This is a genomic window from Lysinibacillus canaveralius (genome assembly GCF_047301505.1).
GTDB lineage: Bacteria > Bacillota > Bacilli > Bacillales_A > Planococcaceae > Lysinibacillus_B.
The window spans coordinates 4,081,867-4,097,849 of sequence record NZ_CP154840.1; the positions used below are offsets into that span (position 1 = coordinate 4,081,867).

The 15,983-nt window shown below is 41.2% G+C and carries 17 protein-coding genes; 2 read left to right on the forward strand and 15 right to left on the reverse strand.

Translation table 11 applies throughout. The features are described from left to right. Window positions 1-50 precede the first annotated feature (50 nt). The 7 genes from AA0Y26_RS20605 to acpS all read right to left on the reverse strand — a co-directional run bounded on the left by AA0Y26_RS20605 (window position 51) and on the right by acpS (window position 5,236). Entirely contained in the window at window positions 51-1,046 is a 996-nt protein-coding gene (locus AA0Y26_RS20605; protein WP_413363875.1) for a PP2C family protein-serine/threonine phosphatase, read from the reverse strand. Window positions 1,047-1,062: 16 nt separating this feature from the next. Then, window positions 1,063-1,461: an anti-sigma regulatory factor gene (locus tag AA0Y26_RS20610; protein ID WP_413363876.1), complete on the reverse strand. Its 399-nt coding sequence runs from the start codon at window positions 1,459-1,461 to the stop codon at window positions 1,063-1,065. Window positions 1,462-1,825: 364 nt separating this feature from the next. Continuing rightward, window positions 1,826-2,176 carry a type II toxin-antitoxin system PemK/MazF family toxin gene (locus AA0Y26_RS20615; RefSeq protein ID WP_036152602.1) on the reverse strand — a complete coding sequence of 117 codons (351 nt, stop codon included), beginning with the start codon at window positions 2,174-2,176 and terminating at the stop codon, window positions 1,826-1,828. A 4-nt stretch (window positions 2,177-2,180) separates the two neighbouring features. Next, a complete protein-coding gene (locus AA0Y26_RS20620) occupies window positions 2,181-2,465 on the reverse strand; it encodes a hypothetical protein (protein ID WP_036152603.1) in 285 nt (94 codons plus the stop codon). Between the two features lie 145 nt (window positions 2,466-2,610). Beyond that, a complete protein-coding gene (gene alr, locus AA0Y26_RS20625) occupies window positions 2,611-3,735 on the reverse strand; it encodes an alanine racemase (RefSeq protein WP_413363877.1) in 1,125 nt (374 codons plus the stop codon). Window positions 3,736-3,818: 83 nt separating this feature from the next. Continuing rightward, window positions 3,819-4,820, reverse strand: coding sequence for a LolA family protein (locus tag AA0Y26_RS20630; protein WP_413363878.1), 1,002 nt, complete (start codon window positions 4,818-4,820; stop codon window positions 3,819-3,821). Window positions 4,821-4,882: 62 nt separating this feature from the next. Then, window positions 4,883-5,236 (reverse strand): holo-ACP synthase, encoded by a 354-nt coding sequence (gene acpS, locus AA0Y26_RS20635; RefSeq protein WP_413363879.1) that lies wholly within the window; start codon window positions 5,234-5,236, stop codon window positions 4,883-4,885. 66 nt (window positions 5,237-5,302) lie between these two features. Between acpS and AA0Y26_RS20640 the strand changes: the two genes are divergently transcribed. Next, the gene (locus tag AA0Y26_RS20640) at window positions 5,303-5,908 is read left to right on the forward strand and encodes a rhomboid family intramembrane serine protease (protein ID WP_413363880.1); all 606 of its coding nucleotides are present in this window, start codon (window positions 5,303-5,305) and stop codon (window positions 5,906-5,908) included. A gap of 19 nt (window positions 5,909-5,927) precedes the next feature. Here AA0Y26_RS20640 and AA0Y26_RS20645 read toward each other — a convergent pair whose 3' ends face one another. The 7 genes from AA0Y26_RS20645 to AA0Y26_RS20675 form a co-directional block, all read right to left on the reverse strand. Beyond that, window positions 5,928-7,406 (reverse strand): PH domain-containing protein, encoded by a 1,479-nt coding sequence (locus AA0Y26_RS20645; RefSeq protein ID WP_413363881.1) that lies wholly within the window; start codon window positions 7,404-7,406, stop codon window positions 5,928-5,930. Continuing rightward, complete coding sequence (locus tag AA0Y26_RS20650) at window positions 7,399-7,878, reverse strand: PH domain-containing protein (RefSeq protein ID WP_413363882.1); 480 nt, start codon at window positions 7,876-7,878, stop codon at window positions 7,399-7,401. The genes AA0Y26_RS20645 and AA0Y26_RS20650 overlap by 8 nt, the downstream gene beginning before the upstream one ends. 210 nt (window positions 7,879-8,088) lie before the next feature. Continuing rightward, window positions 8,089-9,606 (reverse strand): DEAD/DEAH box helicase, encoded by a 1,518-nt coding sequence (locus tag AA0Y26_RS20655; protein WP_413363883.1) that lies wholly within the window; start codon window positions 9,604-9,606, stop codon window positions 8,089-8,091. 366 nt (window positions 9,607-9,972) lie between these two features. Next, window positions 9,973-10,671 carry an alpha/beta hydrolase gene (locus AA0Y26_RS20660; protein ID WP_413363884.1) on the reverse strand — a complete coding sequence of 233 codons (699 nt, stop codon included), beginning with the start codon at window positions 10,669-10,671 and terminating at the stop codon, window positions 9,973-9,975. A gap of 241 nt (window positions 10,672-10,912) precedes the next feature. Then, window positions 10,913-12,277 (reverse strand): UDP-N-acetylmuramoyl-tripeptide--D-alanyl-D-alanine ligase, encoded by a 1,365-nt coding sequence (locus AA0Y26_RS20665; RefSeq protein WP_413363885.1) that lies wholly within the window; start codon window positions 12,275-12,277, stop codon window positions 10,913-10,915. A 7-nt stretch (window positions 12,278-12,284) separates the two neighbouring features. Further along, window positions 12,285-13,349 (reverse strand): D-alanine--D-alanine ligase, encoded by a 1,065-nt coding sequence (locus tag AA0Y26_RS20670; RefSeq protein WP_413363886.1) that lies wholly within the window; start codon window positions 13,347-13,349, stop codon window positions 12,285-12,287. Window positions 13,350-13,458: 109 nt separating this feature from the next. Beyond that, window positions 13,459-14,205: a hypothetical protein gene (locus AA0Y26_RS20675; protein ID WP_413363887.1), complete on the reverse strand. Its 747-nt coding sequence runs from the start codon at window positions 14,203-14,205 to the stop codon at window positions 13,459-13,461. A 196-nt stretch (window positions 14,206-14,401) separates the two neighbouring features. Between AA0Y26_RS20675 and AA0Y26_RS20680 the strand changes: the two genes are divergently transcribed. After that, complete coding sequence (locus tag AA0Y26_RS20680) at window positions 14,402-15,586, forward strand: FtsW/RodA/SpoVE family cell cycle protein (RefSeq protein WP_413363888.1); 1,185 nt, start codon at window positions 14,402-14,404, stop codon at window positions 15,584-15,586. A 215-nt stretch (window positions 15,587-15,801) separates the two neighbouring features. Here AA0Y26_RS20680 and AA0Y26_RS20685 read toward each other — a convergent pair whose 3' ends face one another. Beyond that, window positions 15,802-15,942 carry an Lmo0850 family protein gene (locus tag AA0Y26_RS20685; RefSeq protein ID WP_413363889.1) on the reverse strand — a complete coding sequence of 47 codons (141 nt, stop codon included), beginning with the start codon at window positions 15,940-15,942 and terminating at the stop codon, window positions 15,802-15,804. Window positions 15,943-15,983: the final 41 nt, after the last annotated feature.

A 15,983-nucleotide genomic window follows, 5' to 3' on the forward strand; every position in this document is an offset into this window, starting at 1 on the left:
TTAGACTATATTACAATTCCCTTGCTAAAAAATTTTAAACCTCATTTTTATTATTTTTTTAAAATCACGACGGTAAAGTCGTCCTCCAGGCCAAAATCTTGAAGCTTCTGTAATTCTTTATATAGCATTTCACACATTTGCTGTGCATTCAAGTCAATAAACTTTAAAAGAAGATTTTCTATGATTTCCCGCGTATCTAAATCTGCCTGTTTTCTAAATTCTGTTACTCCATCCGTCATCATCACGATAAAATCACCCTCATTCAGTGTAATATCGAACTGCGGATATTTGACTTCCGGCATAACACCTAGTAAAAGACCTTTTGATTCCAAATCATAAAATCTTTTTTCTGAAGCTTTATAATAAAGTGCTGGTTCATGGCCAGCCGAACCATAGGTAAAGCTTCCATTTTTCACATCTAACCTTCCGAAAAACATGGAGACGAACATACTGTCATCCACACTTCTTTCAATAATACGGTTTAAGACTTGGAGAACATACGATGGATTCCCATTTGCATACTCAAGTGTATCTAGTCCATATTTTACCATGGACATACAAAGTGCAGCTGGTACTCCTTTACCGACCACATCCGTCACAGCGACGCTTACATACTGTTCATCTTCATTAAGAAAATGAACGTAATCCCCGTTCATTTTGCGAATAGGGATCGATACCATTCCAATATCGATGGAGGAAGCTTGTGGCACGGTTGTTCGCAAAAGCATATTTTGAATTTTCGTTGCCACATTCATTTCAATGCGCAGCTCTTCTTGTTGTTCAAGAAGGCTTTGGTGCTCTCGAAGTGTAAGCCCAAAGTGTACCATGATTTCTATAAGAAAATCATACCCATGCGAAACAGCTGCCGGTAAGTCTGGATAAATCTCCTCCATTGAGGCTTTATGGATGCTAATTACTTCTTCTGGCGTCACATTTTTTTGAATGAGCTGTCGGATAAAGTTTTGTCCGATATATAAATTACGTTCTGTCTGACTTTCTATATAATCAGCTAAAATCCTTTTGTACTGGGCCTGTAGCTCCTTCACTCTTTATCACATCCTGTCACAACCATTTTTCAACTTTTACTATGGTACCCTTACCCATTAAAGATTGAATCTCGATATGGTCCATCAGGCGTTTCACCCCTGGCAGGCCTGCGCCGAGTCCTCCTGAAGTAGAGTAACCATCTTCCATTACCTTCCGGACATCATCAATTCCTGGTCCTTTATCAGTAGCTGTAATAGAAATCCCTTTTTTCTCTTCCTCTTCTATTTGCTCAATGACAATTTCTCCGGCCCGAGCATATAAATAAATATTCCTCGCCAATTCACTGATTGCTGTTGTAATCCGGGCTTGATCAACCGTACCAAAACCAATTTCCTTCGCTATGTTGCGACCAATTTGCCGTGCAGCCACAATATCCCATTCTGTTATAATATCGATTGTAGATTTTTCATTCATCTCCGAGCCCCCAATTCCATCGGGAGATCCCCGCACAAATTATTTTAATACAACCTTGTCGCTACCTGCCATTTTATAGCTTCCCTAGATGACTAAGATGATTTGGTAGGAACTCCTTTTCAAAATTATCTATTTTATTTGTAAGAAATTATATTCTTTTTTATTTGTTATCCTTCACAGCAAACTCTGCTCTTTTTGTTCAATCTTTCAAAAAGCAAATTACCGGGATAATGATTTCCCTTTCTTACCTTTAAATTAACCTATATGCCAAATATAAACAAGATTCTATTCTCCCCAAAAGAGCAGAATAAAAAAGAAAAGCATCGACACAAGGTTCTGTCTCGATGCTTTTCATTTTATGTATTTAAAATTTAACTAGCCCTAAGCTAATCGCTAATGCGACATCAACTTTTTCCATCAGTGCATCATCCAGCTGTGTAATCCGGTCTGTCAACCGTGATTTATCAATAGTACGCAATTGCTCAAGCAAAATTACCGAATCGCGTTCGAAACCATACTTCTTTGCATCAATTTCTACATGAGTAGGTAATTTTGCTTTTTGAATTTGCGCAGTAATTGCAGCGATGATTACCGTCGGGCTAAATCGATTACCGATATCGTTTTGGATAATTAAGACAGGTCTTGTACCACCTTGCTCAGAACCGACCACAGGTGAAAGATCTGCGAAAAAAACGTCCCCACGTTTTACAATCAACTTGTCATCCCCCGCTAACGAGACGCTCCACCATATGCTCCGCTTCATATTCTGCATGTAGGCATTCACTACAAATAGTCAGATTTATGTGCGACATTTCCACATAGCCTTTCATTAAAGCTTCCCGTATTTGATTTGGTTGCTTATGCTTCGAAAACCTTTCAGTCGACATGTACGTGACCTCATTTTCGCCAAAATAACTAAGTTCAAACGTTTGGTTGAACTGAATAATAAAATCATTTGGTTGCTTCACAATTACGTCCTGCATTTCTAATTTTTTCGCGTACACAAAAAGCACCTCCACCAAAAACCATACGTGCACTTCTCAATTACAAGTTTATTTTAACACCGATAACCCGGCATGAAAAGACAAGAATATAAAAACTTTGACAATTCTTGTATTTAACTTATGGCTTTTAGGGAATACTATATGTTTACTCATTATTGTATGTTCTTGGAACGCGAGAAGTAATAATGCATGGTACTTCATAATTAATCGTGTCGCATTTTGTCGCCCATTCATCGATCGAAATAAAATCGTTTCCTTGTGCACCCAGCAATGTTACTAGTTCACCAATATTATATGCACGAGGCAATAAAATCATACATTGATCCATGCAAATTCTACCGACAATCGGGCAACGCTCTCCTGCTACAAGGACTGTCTGGCCACCAAGCTTCCGGATCATCCCGTCTGCGTATCCAATCGGCAAAGTTCCAATGTAGCAATCTTCCTTTGCTGTAAAGGTAGCTCCATAGCCGACCGATTGACCTGCCTTCAATTTTTTCACATGAACAATTTCCGTCTGTAAAGAAAATGCCTGCCTTATTGGGAATGGTAGTAGATTGGCTACATAGCCAGAGGGCGCTAATCCGTATAAGGAAATACCATATCGGACAGCATCAAACTGAAGTGCGGCATCTTTTGCTAATGCCGTAGCTGTATTAGCTGCATGAACAAGCCTTGGTTTATTTGGCAGTGCATTTAACAGTTCCTTAAATAAAGAAACTTGATTATCAAAATACTCCGCATCTTCCTCATCAGCCGTGGCAAAGTGAGTGAAAATGCCATCCACCACAAAATTCTCTGTCGCTTGAATTTCTTTATATAGCTCAAGCAACTGCTCTCTGGATGTTACGCCGATTCTTCCCATGCCTGAATCGATCTTTATATGTAATAGCAGCGGCTTTGAAAGCCCTTGTACTAATTTTGCCTGTTCGACCCATTCGGGTGAAAATACCGTTAACATAATTTGATGATCGCTTGCGTATTGCACAAATGATACTGGTGCAGCACCTAAAACTAAAAGTTCGACATCAGGGAAGTGCTGCCGCATTCGTACAGCCTCATCAGGTGTTGCAACTGCTAAAATATTTGCTCCAGCCTGTAATGCGGCCCTTGCCACCGCTACATCCCCATGCCCATATGCATTCGCCTTTACAACGGCTATTATCTGCACACCTTCCTGCAGGTAGCTATGCAAATTGTGCACATTGTCGCGAATTGCCTGTAAATCAATAATCGCCTTTGTCGGACGGTACTGTTGTGTATGTTCCATTGTCTGTTATACCCTCTTCTATAATTTATAAACTCGATGATTGTTGTACGTGTAAAGCCGCCCAACAAAGCTTGGCCCTTCCTCTATTTCACACCTCCGGCAGTCATAGAGGACGCCACTTCCATCATTTCTTCACGTGTCAATTTCGTAGAGGCAAGGAAAAATGAAACTCCATCCTTTTCCCAACTAATTGATGTATCTGTAATTGCTCCAATCGTAAAGCCTAAATCAGCTAAATCCCCCGGCGCAAATACAGGCAGCACTGAATTACCAGTTGTGGCAGGCTGCTGCATAAGCGTGAAGGCCTTGTCTCCTTCATATGTCAGAATGACACGCTCTGCTCCCGCTTCTTCCACTGCTTTCTCATCAACAAATTTTGTGTTATCCCATTCTACAGTCGGATATTGAGTACGGAACTCTTTCTCTTCAATATCAGCAGCTGCTACTTCATTTTCCTCATTTTCCGAGAATTTTTCAACTGCGTATTCCTCTTTTTTATGTGCCACTGACAAATCGATATCTTTAAACTTAATGACGATTTTCTCTTCTTGTGTTTCATCCATAATTGTAACCGTTTTTGGAAGCATTGAATCCTTGTCAACTACAATTTTCTGCATCGGAAGTCCGGTTTTATCTGCATTACGAGTCGCCGTTTCAAATACATAAGACCCGTCCTCTTCCTTCATTACAGCTTTTTTATCCTGTACAAGGTCTTCTGCTAATGCTCCAATTAAGTATGCTTGGCTATTTTGTTTCGGCCACTCACTTTGGAATTTATATGTTTTTCTGAGTGCTGGTGTCACTACAAATACACCTTCTTCATTGCGCACAATCATCTGCGTTACATTATCATTTTGCTCTGTCACAGTCACACGATAGAAATCAGGCTTTGTATGCCACACATTCACATCGTATGTACGAGGTTCTCCTCCAGTTTTCATCTCCATCGTAGCTGTTAGCTCGTACCCTTTTCCGTCACCCCACTGCTCATCTAGCTTTTTCACAACCTTCTCCTGCGATGCACTTCCACAAGCTGTTAACAATAAACCCAGCATCACCAGCAGACCGAATAATCGAAATCGCACTGCTCCACCCTTTCTCCTTGTTCCTTACCGTAAGTGTATGGCGCGTTTCGGCAATTTATGTCCTATTTCATCAGGACAACTTGTGCAGCCGCTACTTGTCTTGTATGAGTGATGCTAATAAAGCCATTTACCGCCTCATTTTCGAAGTAGAGAACCGGCTTTCCAGATTCATCTTTTAAGACTTCTATCTGGTGCAGCTCGCAGCCTTTTCCAATTCCAGTACCTACCGCCTTCGAATATGCCTCCTTTGCTGCAAATCTCCCTGCCAAAAATTCAATTTGCCGGGATGCAGAAAGGGTATCGAAAATGGCAAGCTCTCTATCTGTTAAAATGCGTTCCGCAAATTTCCGTGAACGGTTATACGCCATTTCAATTCTATCTAATTCAACTAAGTCTAATCCAATTCCTAAAATCATGTAGGGCCTCTTCCTTTCATTCTATTGATCAATGAATGTATAATACGGGTAAATCGAGGTGGAATTATGTTTATTCGCAATGAAAATTTTAAACAGTATATCAATGCTTATCCTGTTGTAGCTGCGCTTATTACGATTAACCTTGCCATTTTCATTATGACATTAATCCCAAATCTAGGGGAAGAAATCTTCTATTTCGGCGTAAGCGTTAATGGATTGATTGCACAAGGAGAATGGTGGCGCATCATCACAGCAATGTTCCTGCATGGCGGTTGGATGCATATTTTATTTAACATGTTCTCACTGTTTTTGTTTGGACCTGAGCTCGAGCAAATTGCCGGAAAGATACGCTTCTTGGCTATCTACTTCTTATCGGGCATCGGAGGAGGTCTTGCAACCCTTGCAACTCAGGATGCCGTCTATGCAAGTGTCGGGGCAAGTGGTGCTATCTTTGGAATCTTCGGCGCATTCGGAGCAATCCTAGTCCGTTACCGTAACTCTTTGCCACAGCTTCGTCAAATTATCCTCCCTATTATCGTTATCAGTGTCATCATGACGTTCTTGCAGACCGGTGTGAATGTCACAAGTCATATAGGTGGACTCGCTACGGGGTTTGTCATCGGCTTATTCTTCTTTAAACCTAAGCCTACCGCCACTTGGAGAGGACGGTAAGCAAAAAACTTCCGCGGACTTATTCCGCGGAAGTTTTTTTATGTTCAAACCAATCCATCATATTTTCAATGTCTGCCTGTTCCATATGATAAGCCCTAGCCTCTGCTCCTGTCATCCCCGACATGACGACTATACGCCCGGTAGCCAGCTGTCTGCGTTTTTGGAAATAACTTTGCCGTTGCTCCGCTACCTGAATACGCCGCTTTTCCACCAAAAATGTAATGCGGCTAATATGCCGGTAAACGATCGTCAATTGGGAATCAAACAAGAAAAAACGTGCTGTTTTATGCTGCCATATACCAAGCAGGATAATAGGAAAGACAAGTAAAGCGGTAAGTAAACCGTACGGGAAAAAGAAATAGGTCGGTACCGCAATCAGGGGAAGCAACCATAAAAAGTCGATACGATAAAAATAAGATCGAGCCCGCTTAGGAGGCTTAATCATGTCCACGTCTTCCATATTCAACTGGAAATGCGGGAAAAGCACGGAAAGCCTTACCATTGCCTCCTTCTTTGAAATTAGAGGGAATAAGGTAATCTTTTTGTCTTCTGCCGATGTGAAACCTCCACCTGCACTCTCCACTTGGACAGTTGCCAAGCCAAAAGGCTGCCGCAGAGGATTCTCTACTATTTTGATGGCCTGTATACGATTAAGCGGAATTGTAATACGCTTTTTCTCCAAAAGTCCCCGTGTAATGATTAACCGGTCGTTTTCCTCCGTTACAGTAAAATCATAATAATTTAGCAATGTAATAGCGACAGAAATAATCCAGGCACCTAATAAAGCAAAGAAAATGAGGGATGCAACAAGTGCTATACCATATTGAATCAAATGAGTGAATTCATCATAAATCCAATCAAATGGGATATATTCAGCAAACTGTGACAACGCAGCGAATACCCCAAAAATCACAACCCCAATCCCGCTGGAAGTTGTTGCTAAAACAATGAGGTCTTTTGGAGACATTTTATGAATGATACGCCCAGCTGGCAGTTGAACTTTATGTTCCTCTACCGGCTGCTGTCCAAGTTTTGCTTGATTCATTTCCTGTTCAATTTGATCAGCAGCAATTCGGGTAATGGCTGTTAACTCTGCTTCTGGCTTTCCCGTCTTACTTCCAGCTGTTTCTACCTGAACCTGAACAAGCCCAAAAATACGATGAAAAATCCCTTCCCGGTAATTCAAGCTTTGAATTCGTTCAAAAGGAATATAGCGTTTTTTCTTCACAAACAGGCCATATTCCACCCGCAGCTCGCTATCCTCAAACCAATAACGGAACGTCCACCACTTTAAAATACCGCCTACAAATGTAAATCCCACTACCACAAGCAATATAAGTAACGGTATCATTTGGCTGAAAAAGTTTTCATCTCGAAAATCAACCGTAAAATTAAATCCATTCGCTACAACGATGATAATAATAGGAACTGCCATGTCCTTTATTGCTTTTACTAAATTGATCAGTGCCGATATAGGATGCAGTTTATATTTAGACATCTTCCTCAGCCACCCTTGCTAATTCTGAAATGCGTGCACGGAGACGGTCTGCTTCATCTGTTTCAAGAAACGGAATTGTATGTGTCGTTGCAGCAGACGAAATAGAAATGTTTGAAAGTCCGTATCGCTTTAAAATCGGGCCTTGTTCTGTGTCGACGTGCTGCACACGGACCATGGGTATTAACGTACGTGTTACGACAAATAGACCACTTTGAATTTCAATTTCCTGCTCCCGTACTTCATAGCGCCAAATCCGGTAGCGTATATTCGGAAACATCCATATAAGGAGGACAAACGCTATCACCACAACTCCCCAGGCAACCAGATGAAGATAGAACGGCCCTTCAAAATAATAAGTTAAAAAGGACGTTACTCCAGCTGCTACAGCTAAAAAGAAAGTTTGTAATATCCCATAAATACGCCATACTGTTATTCCTTTTTGAGGAATTTTATGTTTCGGTTGTTCTCTCATTTCGCCACCTCTTCTCTATCTTATTGTATACGAGTCAAGATGGGAAATGTTTCACTTTTTAGATCCTGCTTACAAGTATTTCCCTGTGGATACAACTTCGATCCCTAAAATAATTTTGATCATACTTTCTCAGGACCGGCATACCGGTATTTTACTATTCCTCCCAAAATAAAAAGCCGCCCTTTACAGGACGGCTTTACTATCAGTATTTTATTTTTCGTCACGACGGCGAGGGCGGCGGTCACGGTCATTACGTTCGTTACGACGGCGATCTCCTCCGCCACTACGTCCACGGTCTCCACCACGGTCACGGCGATCACGGCCTCCACGACCACGGTCTCCTCCGCCGCTGCGGCCACGGTCTCCACCACGGCCACGGCCTCCGCCTTGTGAGCGTTCACGGCGCATTGGTAATGGACGTTCTTCTGTAATCGTTACAGGCGTTGCATCTGGCTCTTTTGTCATCGATTTAAGCGCTGCCGCTACTAAGTCGATTGCCTCGTTGTTTTCTAACAACTGAGCAGCCATATCACGGTAGCTTCCTAAATCATTGTTTTGCACAAGCTCCACTAAAGTTTGCATCGATACTTCTTGCTGTCCTGCAAGCGCTTCTTCTGTGCTTGGCGGACGAAGAGGTGTCATACGTTTTTTCGTTGTTTCTTCTACGATGCGCAGATAACCCATTTCACGTGGCGTTACGAACGTCACAGCGATACCTGATTTACCGGCACGTCCTGTACGTCCGATACGGTGAACGTAGGATTCTGGATCTTGAGGAATATCAAAGTTATAAACGTGTGATACACCAGAAATATCAAGACCACGTGCTGCTACATCAGTTGCAATCAAAATGTCGATTTTATTTTCTTTGAACTGGCGAAGCACTGAAATACGTTTTGCCTGGCTTAAATCTCCGTGGATGCCTTCAGCAAGATAGCCACGTAATGTTAAGGCTTGTGATAATTCATCAACACGACGTTTTGTACGTCCAAAGATGATAGCAAGCTCCGGTTTTTGTACATCCAATAAGCGAGTCAGTACATCAAATTTTTCACGCTCTTGCGCCTTTACAAAGAACTGCTCGATATTTTCCATCGTTAATTCTTTTGCTTTAATTTTTACGATTTCAGGATCGCGCATGAATGTCTCTGCAATTTTGCGGATTGCTGGAGGCATTGTTGCAGAGAACAATAATGTTTGACGTTCAGATGGTACATTTTCTAAAATCGCGTTAATATCATCGATGAAGCCCATGTTCAACATTTCATCTGCTTCGTCCAATACTAATGTTTGGACTCCTTCCAGCTTCAATGTACGACGGTTAATATGGTCAATAATACGTCCTGGTGTACCTACGATAATTTGCGGTCTATTTTTAAGCGCACGGATTTGACGCCCGATTTCCTGGCCTCCATACACCGATAATAATTTCACGCGTTTATCATAACCAATTTTATATAGCTCTTCAGAAACTTGAATCGCCAGCTCACGAGTCGGCGCAATAACTAAAGCTTGAATATTTGGGTTTTTAGGGTCAATTTTTTCAATTAGAGGAATACCAAAAGCGGCAGTTTTACCAGTACCAGTTTGCGCTTGACCTAGTACATCTCGGCCTTCCATCGCAAATGTAATTGTACCTTCTTGGATAGGTGTTGCTTCTTCAAATCCCATACGTTTTACTGAACGTAATGTAGATTCGCTAATGTTTAATTCTGAAAAATTTGTCAAACTCTTCAATCTCCTTTTTTCCTTTAAGTTGACAAATGGTTACATTTTCAGATGAAGTATGTCGGCAAAATCGAGCCTTTATGTGGAACGTTTCCGTTACTTAAAAAATTCTCTCCGCTTGCTGCAGAGCTCTCTTATATGAAAAGGAAAGCCCGGTCTTTGCCGAGCGGTTCAATTCTATAGTTCAATTGTTTCGTTCCTGATAAGGATAGTAAAAATAGAATGAAACCGTTAAATTCAAAAAAAAGTACTCTTCAACAATAATCATGAAGAGTCTTCGCACAAAATGTATCCATTGCTTTTCATAGTCTAACATGCCGTTCTACTCGTTGCAACGATTATGCTCGAATCATAATAATCTGACTTTTACTCTTCTGTTAAAAATGTAACTGCTTTTAAAAACCATTCATCACAATCTTCGCTATAACATATATGATGCTTCCCGCACTCTGAAATATACAACTGTTTTTGAGTAGCAGGAATTTGATCATAAAGATACTGAGCTGTAGCCACTGGTACAATTCCGTCAAGCGCCCCTTGTGCAATGAACACCGGGCAAGTAATATGTCCGATATACGGTTCCGTTTTTCGGACAATTTTCATGAATTGCACAGTTGCAGAAGGAGGTACATTACGTAATTTATGCTGATAGCGCTGAAAGAGCTCGTTTTCACGAAGTTTACGATGAAATGCGTCATCCGCCATCGAACGAATGTCCTTAGCAAGCTGCAGCGGACTTACATATTTCGCCGCCGCACTTAAAAGGAGCAATTTTTTCACGGGGTAGCGTTTTGCCAAATACATAGCAATAACTCCTCCCATTGAAAAGCCTGTGATGATGACCTCATCCACCTTTTTCGCAAGACTCCGGTAAGCCAGCTCTGCATCCATTAACCAGTGTTCCGCTTTATAACCTTTCATGTCCAGAGATTCCGCATCACCATGTCCCGAAAAAGTAGGCGTTTCCACAATCCAGCCTGTATGTTTCTTCACACAATCCACAAAAGGCTGCACCTCGTATGGTCCACCAGAAAAGCCATGTAAAACCAGTATGCCCACCGTCATTTCCTACACCTCACCTATCACAAAACATAGCTTGGCCATTTTGCACTTTTAGTAACCAATTCTTACGTTCCTTGCTTTCTGTAAAAAAGATTGCTTAGAGAAACAAAATTACCAGAAAACCTCTTTTATGCCTGCTGACTATCTACTCACCTTGTGTTTTGAGGCGGCTTCATCAACCTATCAAAACTTTAGGCGCAAAAGGGGCGTCTCAAAATTACTTTTCAGACGCCCCTCAAATGGTTTATTTAAAAGCATTTACAATTGTTTCGAGTTTCATCCCACGAGAGCCTTTTAACAAAATCAGTGTTTCCTCGTTTGCATCACGGCGAATTGCATCAATAATCGGTTCATAGTCTGTTTCTGTATAAACAAGATGTGACCCGTCAAAAACGGGCTGCAACCGCTCATACAACCATTTCATACGTGGGCCATAGAGACAAACCCGCTCTACAGACTTATCAATTTCTTCAGCCATTTGTTCGTGGAAATCCTTTTCATCAGGGCCAAGCTCCAGCATGTCGCCAAGTACCAGCCACTTTTTCGATCTCATCGTTGTGGATTTAACAAATTGGATAGCTGCGCGCATTGAAGTAGGGGCAGCATTATATGCATCATTAATAAACAACGGGCCGTCTTCTACCGATACAAGCTGCATGCGCATATCCGTTAAGGCAACCTGCTTTAAGGAAGTGCGAATTTGGTCATCTGTTAAGCCTAGTGCTTTCCCCACAAGCATCGCACTTAGTGTATTTTTTACCTGATGTTCGCCTAGCACTGAAATATCGAATGTTCCCTCAATAATTCCGTTTACAGTAAAACGGCTCCCTATTTCAGTTGTTTCAATCTGTGAAGCAGCGAGGGTATTTTCTTTTCCGAAACCAAAAGACATCGTTTCGGTATACGGATCTTCTGCTACCAGCTTACGAAGGAGCGGTTCATCACCATCATAAAACAAGTATCCCTCTTCTAGAAGGCCTTTTGTAATCTCATATTTCGCTTGAGCAATACCTTCACGAGAACCAAGTTCCTGCATATGCGCCTCACCGATATTCGTGATAATGGCTAAGTGCGGGCGAGCAATACGTGTCAATAGTTCGATTTCTCCAAACCCGCTCATTCCCATTTCCAGTACCGAAATTTCCGTATCTTCATCAAGCTGCAAAATCGTAATTGGCAATCCCAATTGATTATTAAAATTGCCGATTGTCTTCTGTACCTTGAAATATGGCGATAGGGTGCCTGCTAAAATGTCCTTTGTAGAAGTTTTTCCATTTGATCCTGTAATTCCTATAAAAGTCGCCTTATGTTCGCTTCGATAAGCAATCGCCATCTGTTGGAGAGCAGCTTCCGCATCCTTTACAAAGATAAGCGGGCGGCCTTGAGGAGGATTGGGTTCATCCTTTAGCCACAGCGAAGCCGCAGCGCCCTTCTCGAATGCCTGCTCAACAAACCGATGTCCATTCACTGCTTCTCCTCTGAAAGGTACAAACAGATCTCCGGGTTTAATTGTACGTGTATCAATCGAGATACCTGTCACGACTGTATCTTCATTATTTTGTTCGCGGATTTTCAACCATGCTGCAAGTTGTGCTAATGTTTTTTTCATCTTGTCATCAGTCCTTGTTGTATTGGAGCTTTTGCTTTTCCGCATAACGCTCTAAAGCCAATTCGATTAATTGGTCAATCAGTTCCGGGTAATTCACGCCCGTATGCTGCCATAAAAGTGGATACATACTAAATGGCGTAAAGCCCGGCATCGTATTAACTTCATTGATTAATACTTGATTATCCACTGTGACGAAGAAATCAGCTCTTACGATACCTGAACAGTCAAGCACCTTAAATGCAGCCTTCGCCATCTCACTCATCTTATCCATCACCGCATCAGGAATTTCAGCGGGAATAATTAATGCAGTAGAGCCATCCTTATATTTAGAATCATAATCATAAAACTCAGTCACAGGTTTAATTTCACCAGGAACCGATGTCTTCGGTTCATCATTCCCAAGCACACCCATTTCAATTTCTCGACCTGCGATTCCCTGCTCCACGACAATCTTGCGGTCGTATTGAAGGGCCAAATTGATGGCAGCAATAATTTCATCTCGAGTTACCGCTTTGCTAATACCTACACTTGAGCCGAGATTTGCGGGTTTAATGAACAATGGAGCCTGGAGCTTTTCACATCTTTCTAAAATCTCCTCCTGATTCTTTTCCCATTCACCGCGGATAAAATAAGTATAAGGTGTCTGTGCAAGACCAGCCATTTCAAACAGCTGTTTCATAATTACCTTATCCATTCCTGCTGAAGATGCCAGCACGCCGTTTCCAACATACGGTACGTTCATTACTTCTAGCAATCCTTGTACCGTGCCATCTTCACCGTTCGTACCATGCAGAAGCGGGAAAATGACATCGAATTGTTTCTCGCTATGTGCATTGATGAAATTTATTATATTATTCGGTGCTTTATTAGAATCAAATTGTAATTGGTCAATCGTCTCAACGGGCGCTGTTAATTGAGGTCCTATTAGCCATTCGCCATCCAATGTAATAAAAATCGGATGCACTTCATATTCTTCAAAATTTAAAGCTTGCGTCACCGCCTTAGCAGTCGAAAGCGATACTTCATGCTCCGCAGACTTTCCCCCGTATAATAAACCAATTCTTTTTTTCATTTTGTTGACCTCCTTAAAATATCCTTAGTTTATCACGAAATAAAATTTCCAATAAACTAATTCCCTTGTTTCCTTGAAAAAGGGCTGCCGCGAAAAATTCGAGACAACCCTAGCTGATTTGTATTAGTTCATCATAATTTTGCTTTATTATATCATCTAAGTCGACCCATACTTCATCCGGATAATTATAGTCAGATAGTGTTCTAATCTCAATACCATATTGAGAGGATTTTTCCATACGAAACAGCGAGAGCAATGCCCCTTCTTTTACAAATTGCCTGCACGCTCGCAAAGTCATGGGATTAATCGCAGGAATGGATTGCTTTGACTTTCGACGCCAGAAGCCGCCAGTCCCCTCTTTTTCATAAATCATTTTGTTAAATAAGTTAGCGACTAATAACTCGCTATCTCCGAGGAAACGAAAATATATTTTCGTCATCTTATCGCTAGGCGAACCATAAAACGCATAACGGTTTTGAAGCTTGCTAAAAAACGGTGAGGCAAGCGGCTCGCGTTTATGGCCAAAGTACAATAGTTCAGCTTGTTCCATCGGTGATAATTGGTTTACACTTTTTTCGCCAGAAAAATCGACCCAGCATAAATCTCCCTTCATATCAGGAAGGTGCTTAATAAAGGGAATCATATCCTCCGCTGAGATAAAATCAAACTGCGTATGCATATTGAAGGAGCCATCCTCGTAGGCGTGTTTTAGCAGCAGCAAATTTTTCATCGGCTCCACAGACGAGAAAAATTGCTTATATGAAAGTCCACTATAGATGACAAACTGATCCACATCGTTCATATGTACATATAAATGATGAATAAAGTCATCTGCACTTTTCATTTTCCTTGCCATCCCACGTCCACTCCCTAAACAAATAATATGATTATTATATGACGCTTTAACGTTTTTTGAAACAATTTAAATTTTATATCGTCATATCTTTTGCTTCTATCAGAAACAGGTATTTTCATAAAAAATATGTTAAACTAAGTCGTTAGTACAGTTTACGCTAATTCCAGCGCAAAGATCTATAAATAAGGTGGCATGCATGAACAATAATAATCGACAGTTCGCTAAGCGTTTTGACTGGACGCTTGCCCTAATACTTCTTACGTTTCTCGCCGTCAGCCTGCTCGCCATCTCTTCGGCACAGACTTCCGGGCAATATGGTATTAATTTCGTACCGCTGCAAATCCGCTGGTATGTTATCGGCGCCGTCATTGTAGCATTTGTTATGTATTTTGAACCTGACCAGTATAAGAAAATGGCCTGGCCTCTCTATGGTTTCGGTATATTTTTATTAATAATGCTATTTCTTATTCCTGAAAGCACCGGCCTTACAAAGGAAGTAAACGGCGCAAAAAGCTGGTTTGAAACACCCGTCGGCAGTATCCAGCCCTCGGAATTCATGAAAACCTTCTATATTTTGGCGCTTGCCTATTTAATTAGCAAGCATCACGAGAAATATCAGCTAAAAACAATTAAAACGGATTTCATTTTGCTAGGAAAAATAGCGGTTACGCTATTTGTGCCGCTTGGCTTCATTATGACGCAGCCTGACCTTGGTTCTGCACTTGTCTTCCTGGCTATTACTGCTGCTCTCGTAATTGTGGCAGGAATATCCTGGAAAATCATTCTGCCGATATTAGGGGGAACAGTATTCATAGGGGGCTCCCTTTTATGGATGGCTCTATACATGCAGGATTTCCTGCAAAAGCTCGGATTTAATCCGTACCAATTCGCGCGTATTTATTCCTGGCTTGATCCATACTCTTACTCTTCAAATGAGGGCTATCATTTGATCACTTCATTAAATGCGATTGGTTCCGGAGAAATTTTCGGAAAAGGTATGTTTGGTCGCGAAGTGTATGTAGCGGAAAATCACACTGACTTCATCTTTACTGTGATTGGGGAAGAATGGGGCTTTGTTGGGGCAAGTATGGTGATTTGTCTCTATTTCTTATTAATCTATCACTTAACGAAGACGACGTTACTATTAAAAGATCCTTTCAGCACATATGTATGTGCTGGAATTATTGCGATGATTACGTTCCACGTTTTCGAAAATATTGGAATGACGATTCAACTCCTGCCTATTACCGGTATCCCTCTTCCTTTTTTAAGTTACGGGGGAAGCTCCTTAATGGGTAACGCCCTTGCAATTGGGCTTGTATTTAGTATGCGGTTCCATTATCGCACTTACATGTTTTCTACACATGATGACGAAGATTAGAAAACCGGCTGGGATTATAAATAATCCCAGCCGGTTTTTCTAGTTTATCTTTACATTTTTCTCTCCTAAAAACAAAAAATGCTTGAGGATATAATGTAAACCTCCCTTTCAAGGAGCATTTGAAGGTATACACTCTCGGAGCAGGATCCCAACTTTCATTTTCTCATTTTAAAAACAAAACAAGCTGCCTCCGCATGTTTTAGGCAGCTTATCTTTTACACATTTTGTGTTTGGGGAGTTTGCGTTGGTGGTGCTAAAACTTTTAAAATTTCTAGTCGCGATTTTGTCACCGTTGCTTTCACGCCTAGTGTAGATAAGTTTTTAACGATTTCTTTCAATTCGATTTCCTTCGTCATTTAATCCACCTCAACCTTTCCTGCTATACTTTTAACGTTCC

Bases quoted from the DNA above. Each gene is read 5' to 3' on its own strand.
- AA0Y26_RS20650 (WP_413363882.1), bottom strand. From the start codon at position 7,878: ATGAGAGAACAACCGAAACATAAAATTCCTCAAAAAGGAATAACAGTA.
- AA0Y26_RS20665 (WP_413363885.1), bottom strand. From the start codon at position 12,277: ATGAAAAAAACATTAGCACAACTTGCAGCATGGTTGAAAATCCGCGAA.
- AA0Y26_RS20640 (WP_413363880.1), top strand. From the start codon at position 5,303: ATGTTTATTCGCAATGAAAATTTTAAACAGTATATCAATGCTTATCCT.
- AA0Y26_RS20685 (WP_413363889.1), bottom strand. From the start codon at position 15,942: ATGACGAAGGAAATCGAATTGAAAGAAATCGTTAAAAACTTATCTACA.
- AA0Y26_RS20680 (WP_413363888.1), top strand. From the start codon at position 14,402: ATGAACAATAATAATCGACAGTTCGCTAAGCGTTTTGACTGGACGCTT.
- acpS (WP_413363879.1), bottom strand. From the start codon at position 5,236: ATGATTTTAGGAATTGGATTAGACTTAGTTGAATTAGATAGAATTGAA.
- AA0Y26_RS20660 (WP_413363884.1), bottom strand. From the start codon at position 10,671: ATGACGGTGGGCATACTGGTTTTACATGGCTTTTCTGGTGGACCATAC.
- alr (WP_413363877.1), bottom strand. From the start codon at position 3,735: ATGGAACATACACAACAGTACCGTCCGACAAAGGCGATTATTGATTTA.
- AA0Y26_RS20610 (WP_413363876.1), bottom strand. From the start codon at position 1,461: ATGAATGAAAAATCTACAATCGATATTATAACAGAATGGGATATTGTG.
- AA0Y26_RS20670 (WP_413363886.1), bottom strand. From the start codon at position 13,349: ATGAAAAAAAGAATTGGTTTATTATACGGGGGAAAGTCTGCGGAGCAT.
- AA0Y26_RS20645 (WP_413363881.1), bottom strand. From the start codon at position 7,406: ATGTCTAAATATAAACTGCATCCTATATCGGCACTGATCAATTTAGTA.
- AA0Y26_RS20675 (WP_413363887.1), bottom strand. From the start codon at position 14,205: ATGGCAAGGAAAATGAAAAGTGCAGATGACTTTATTCATCATTTATAT.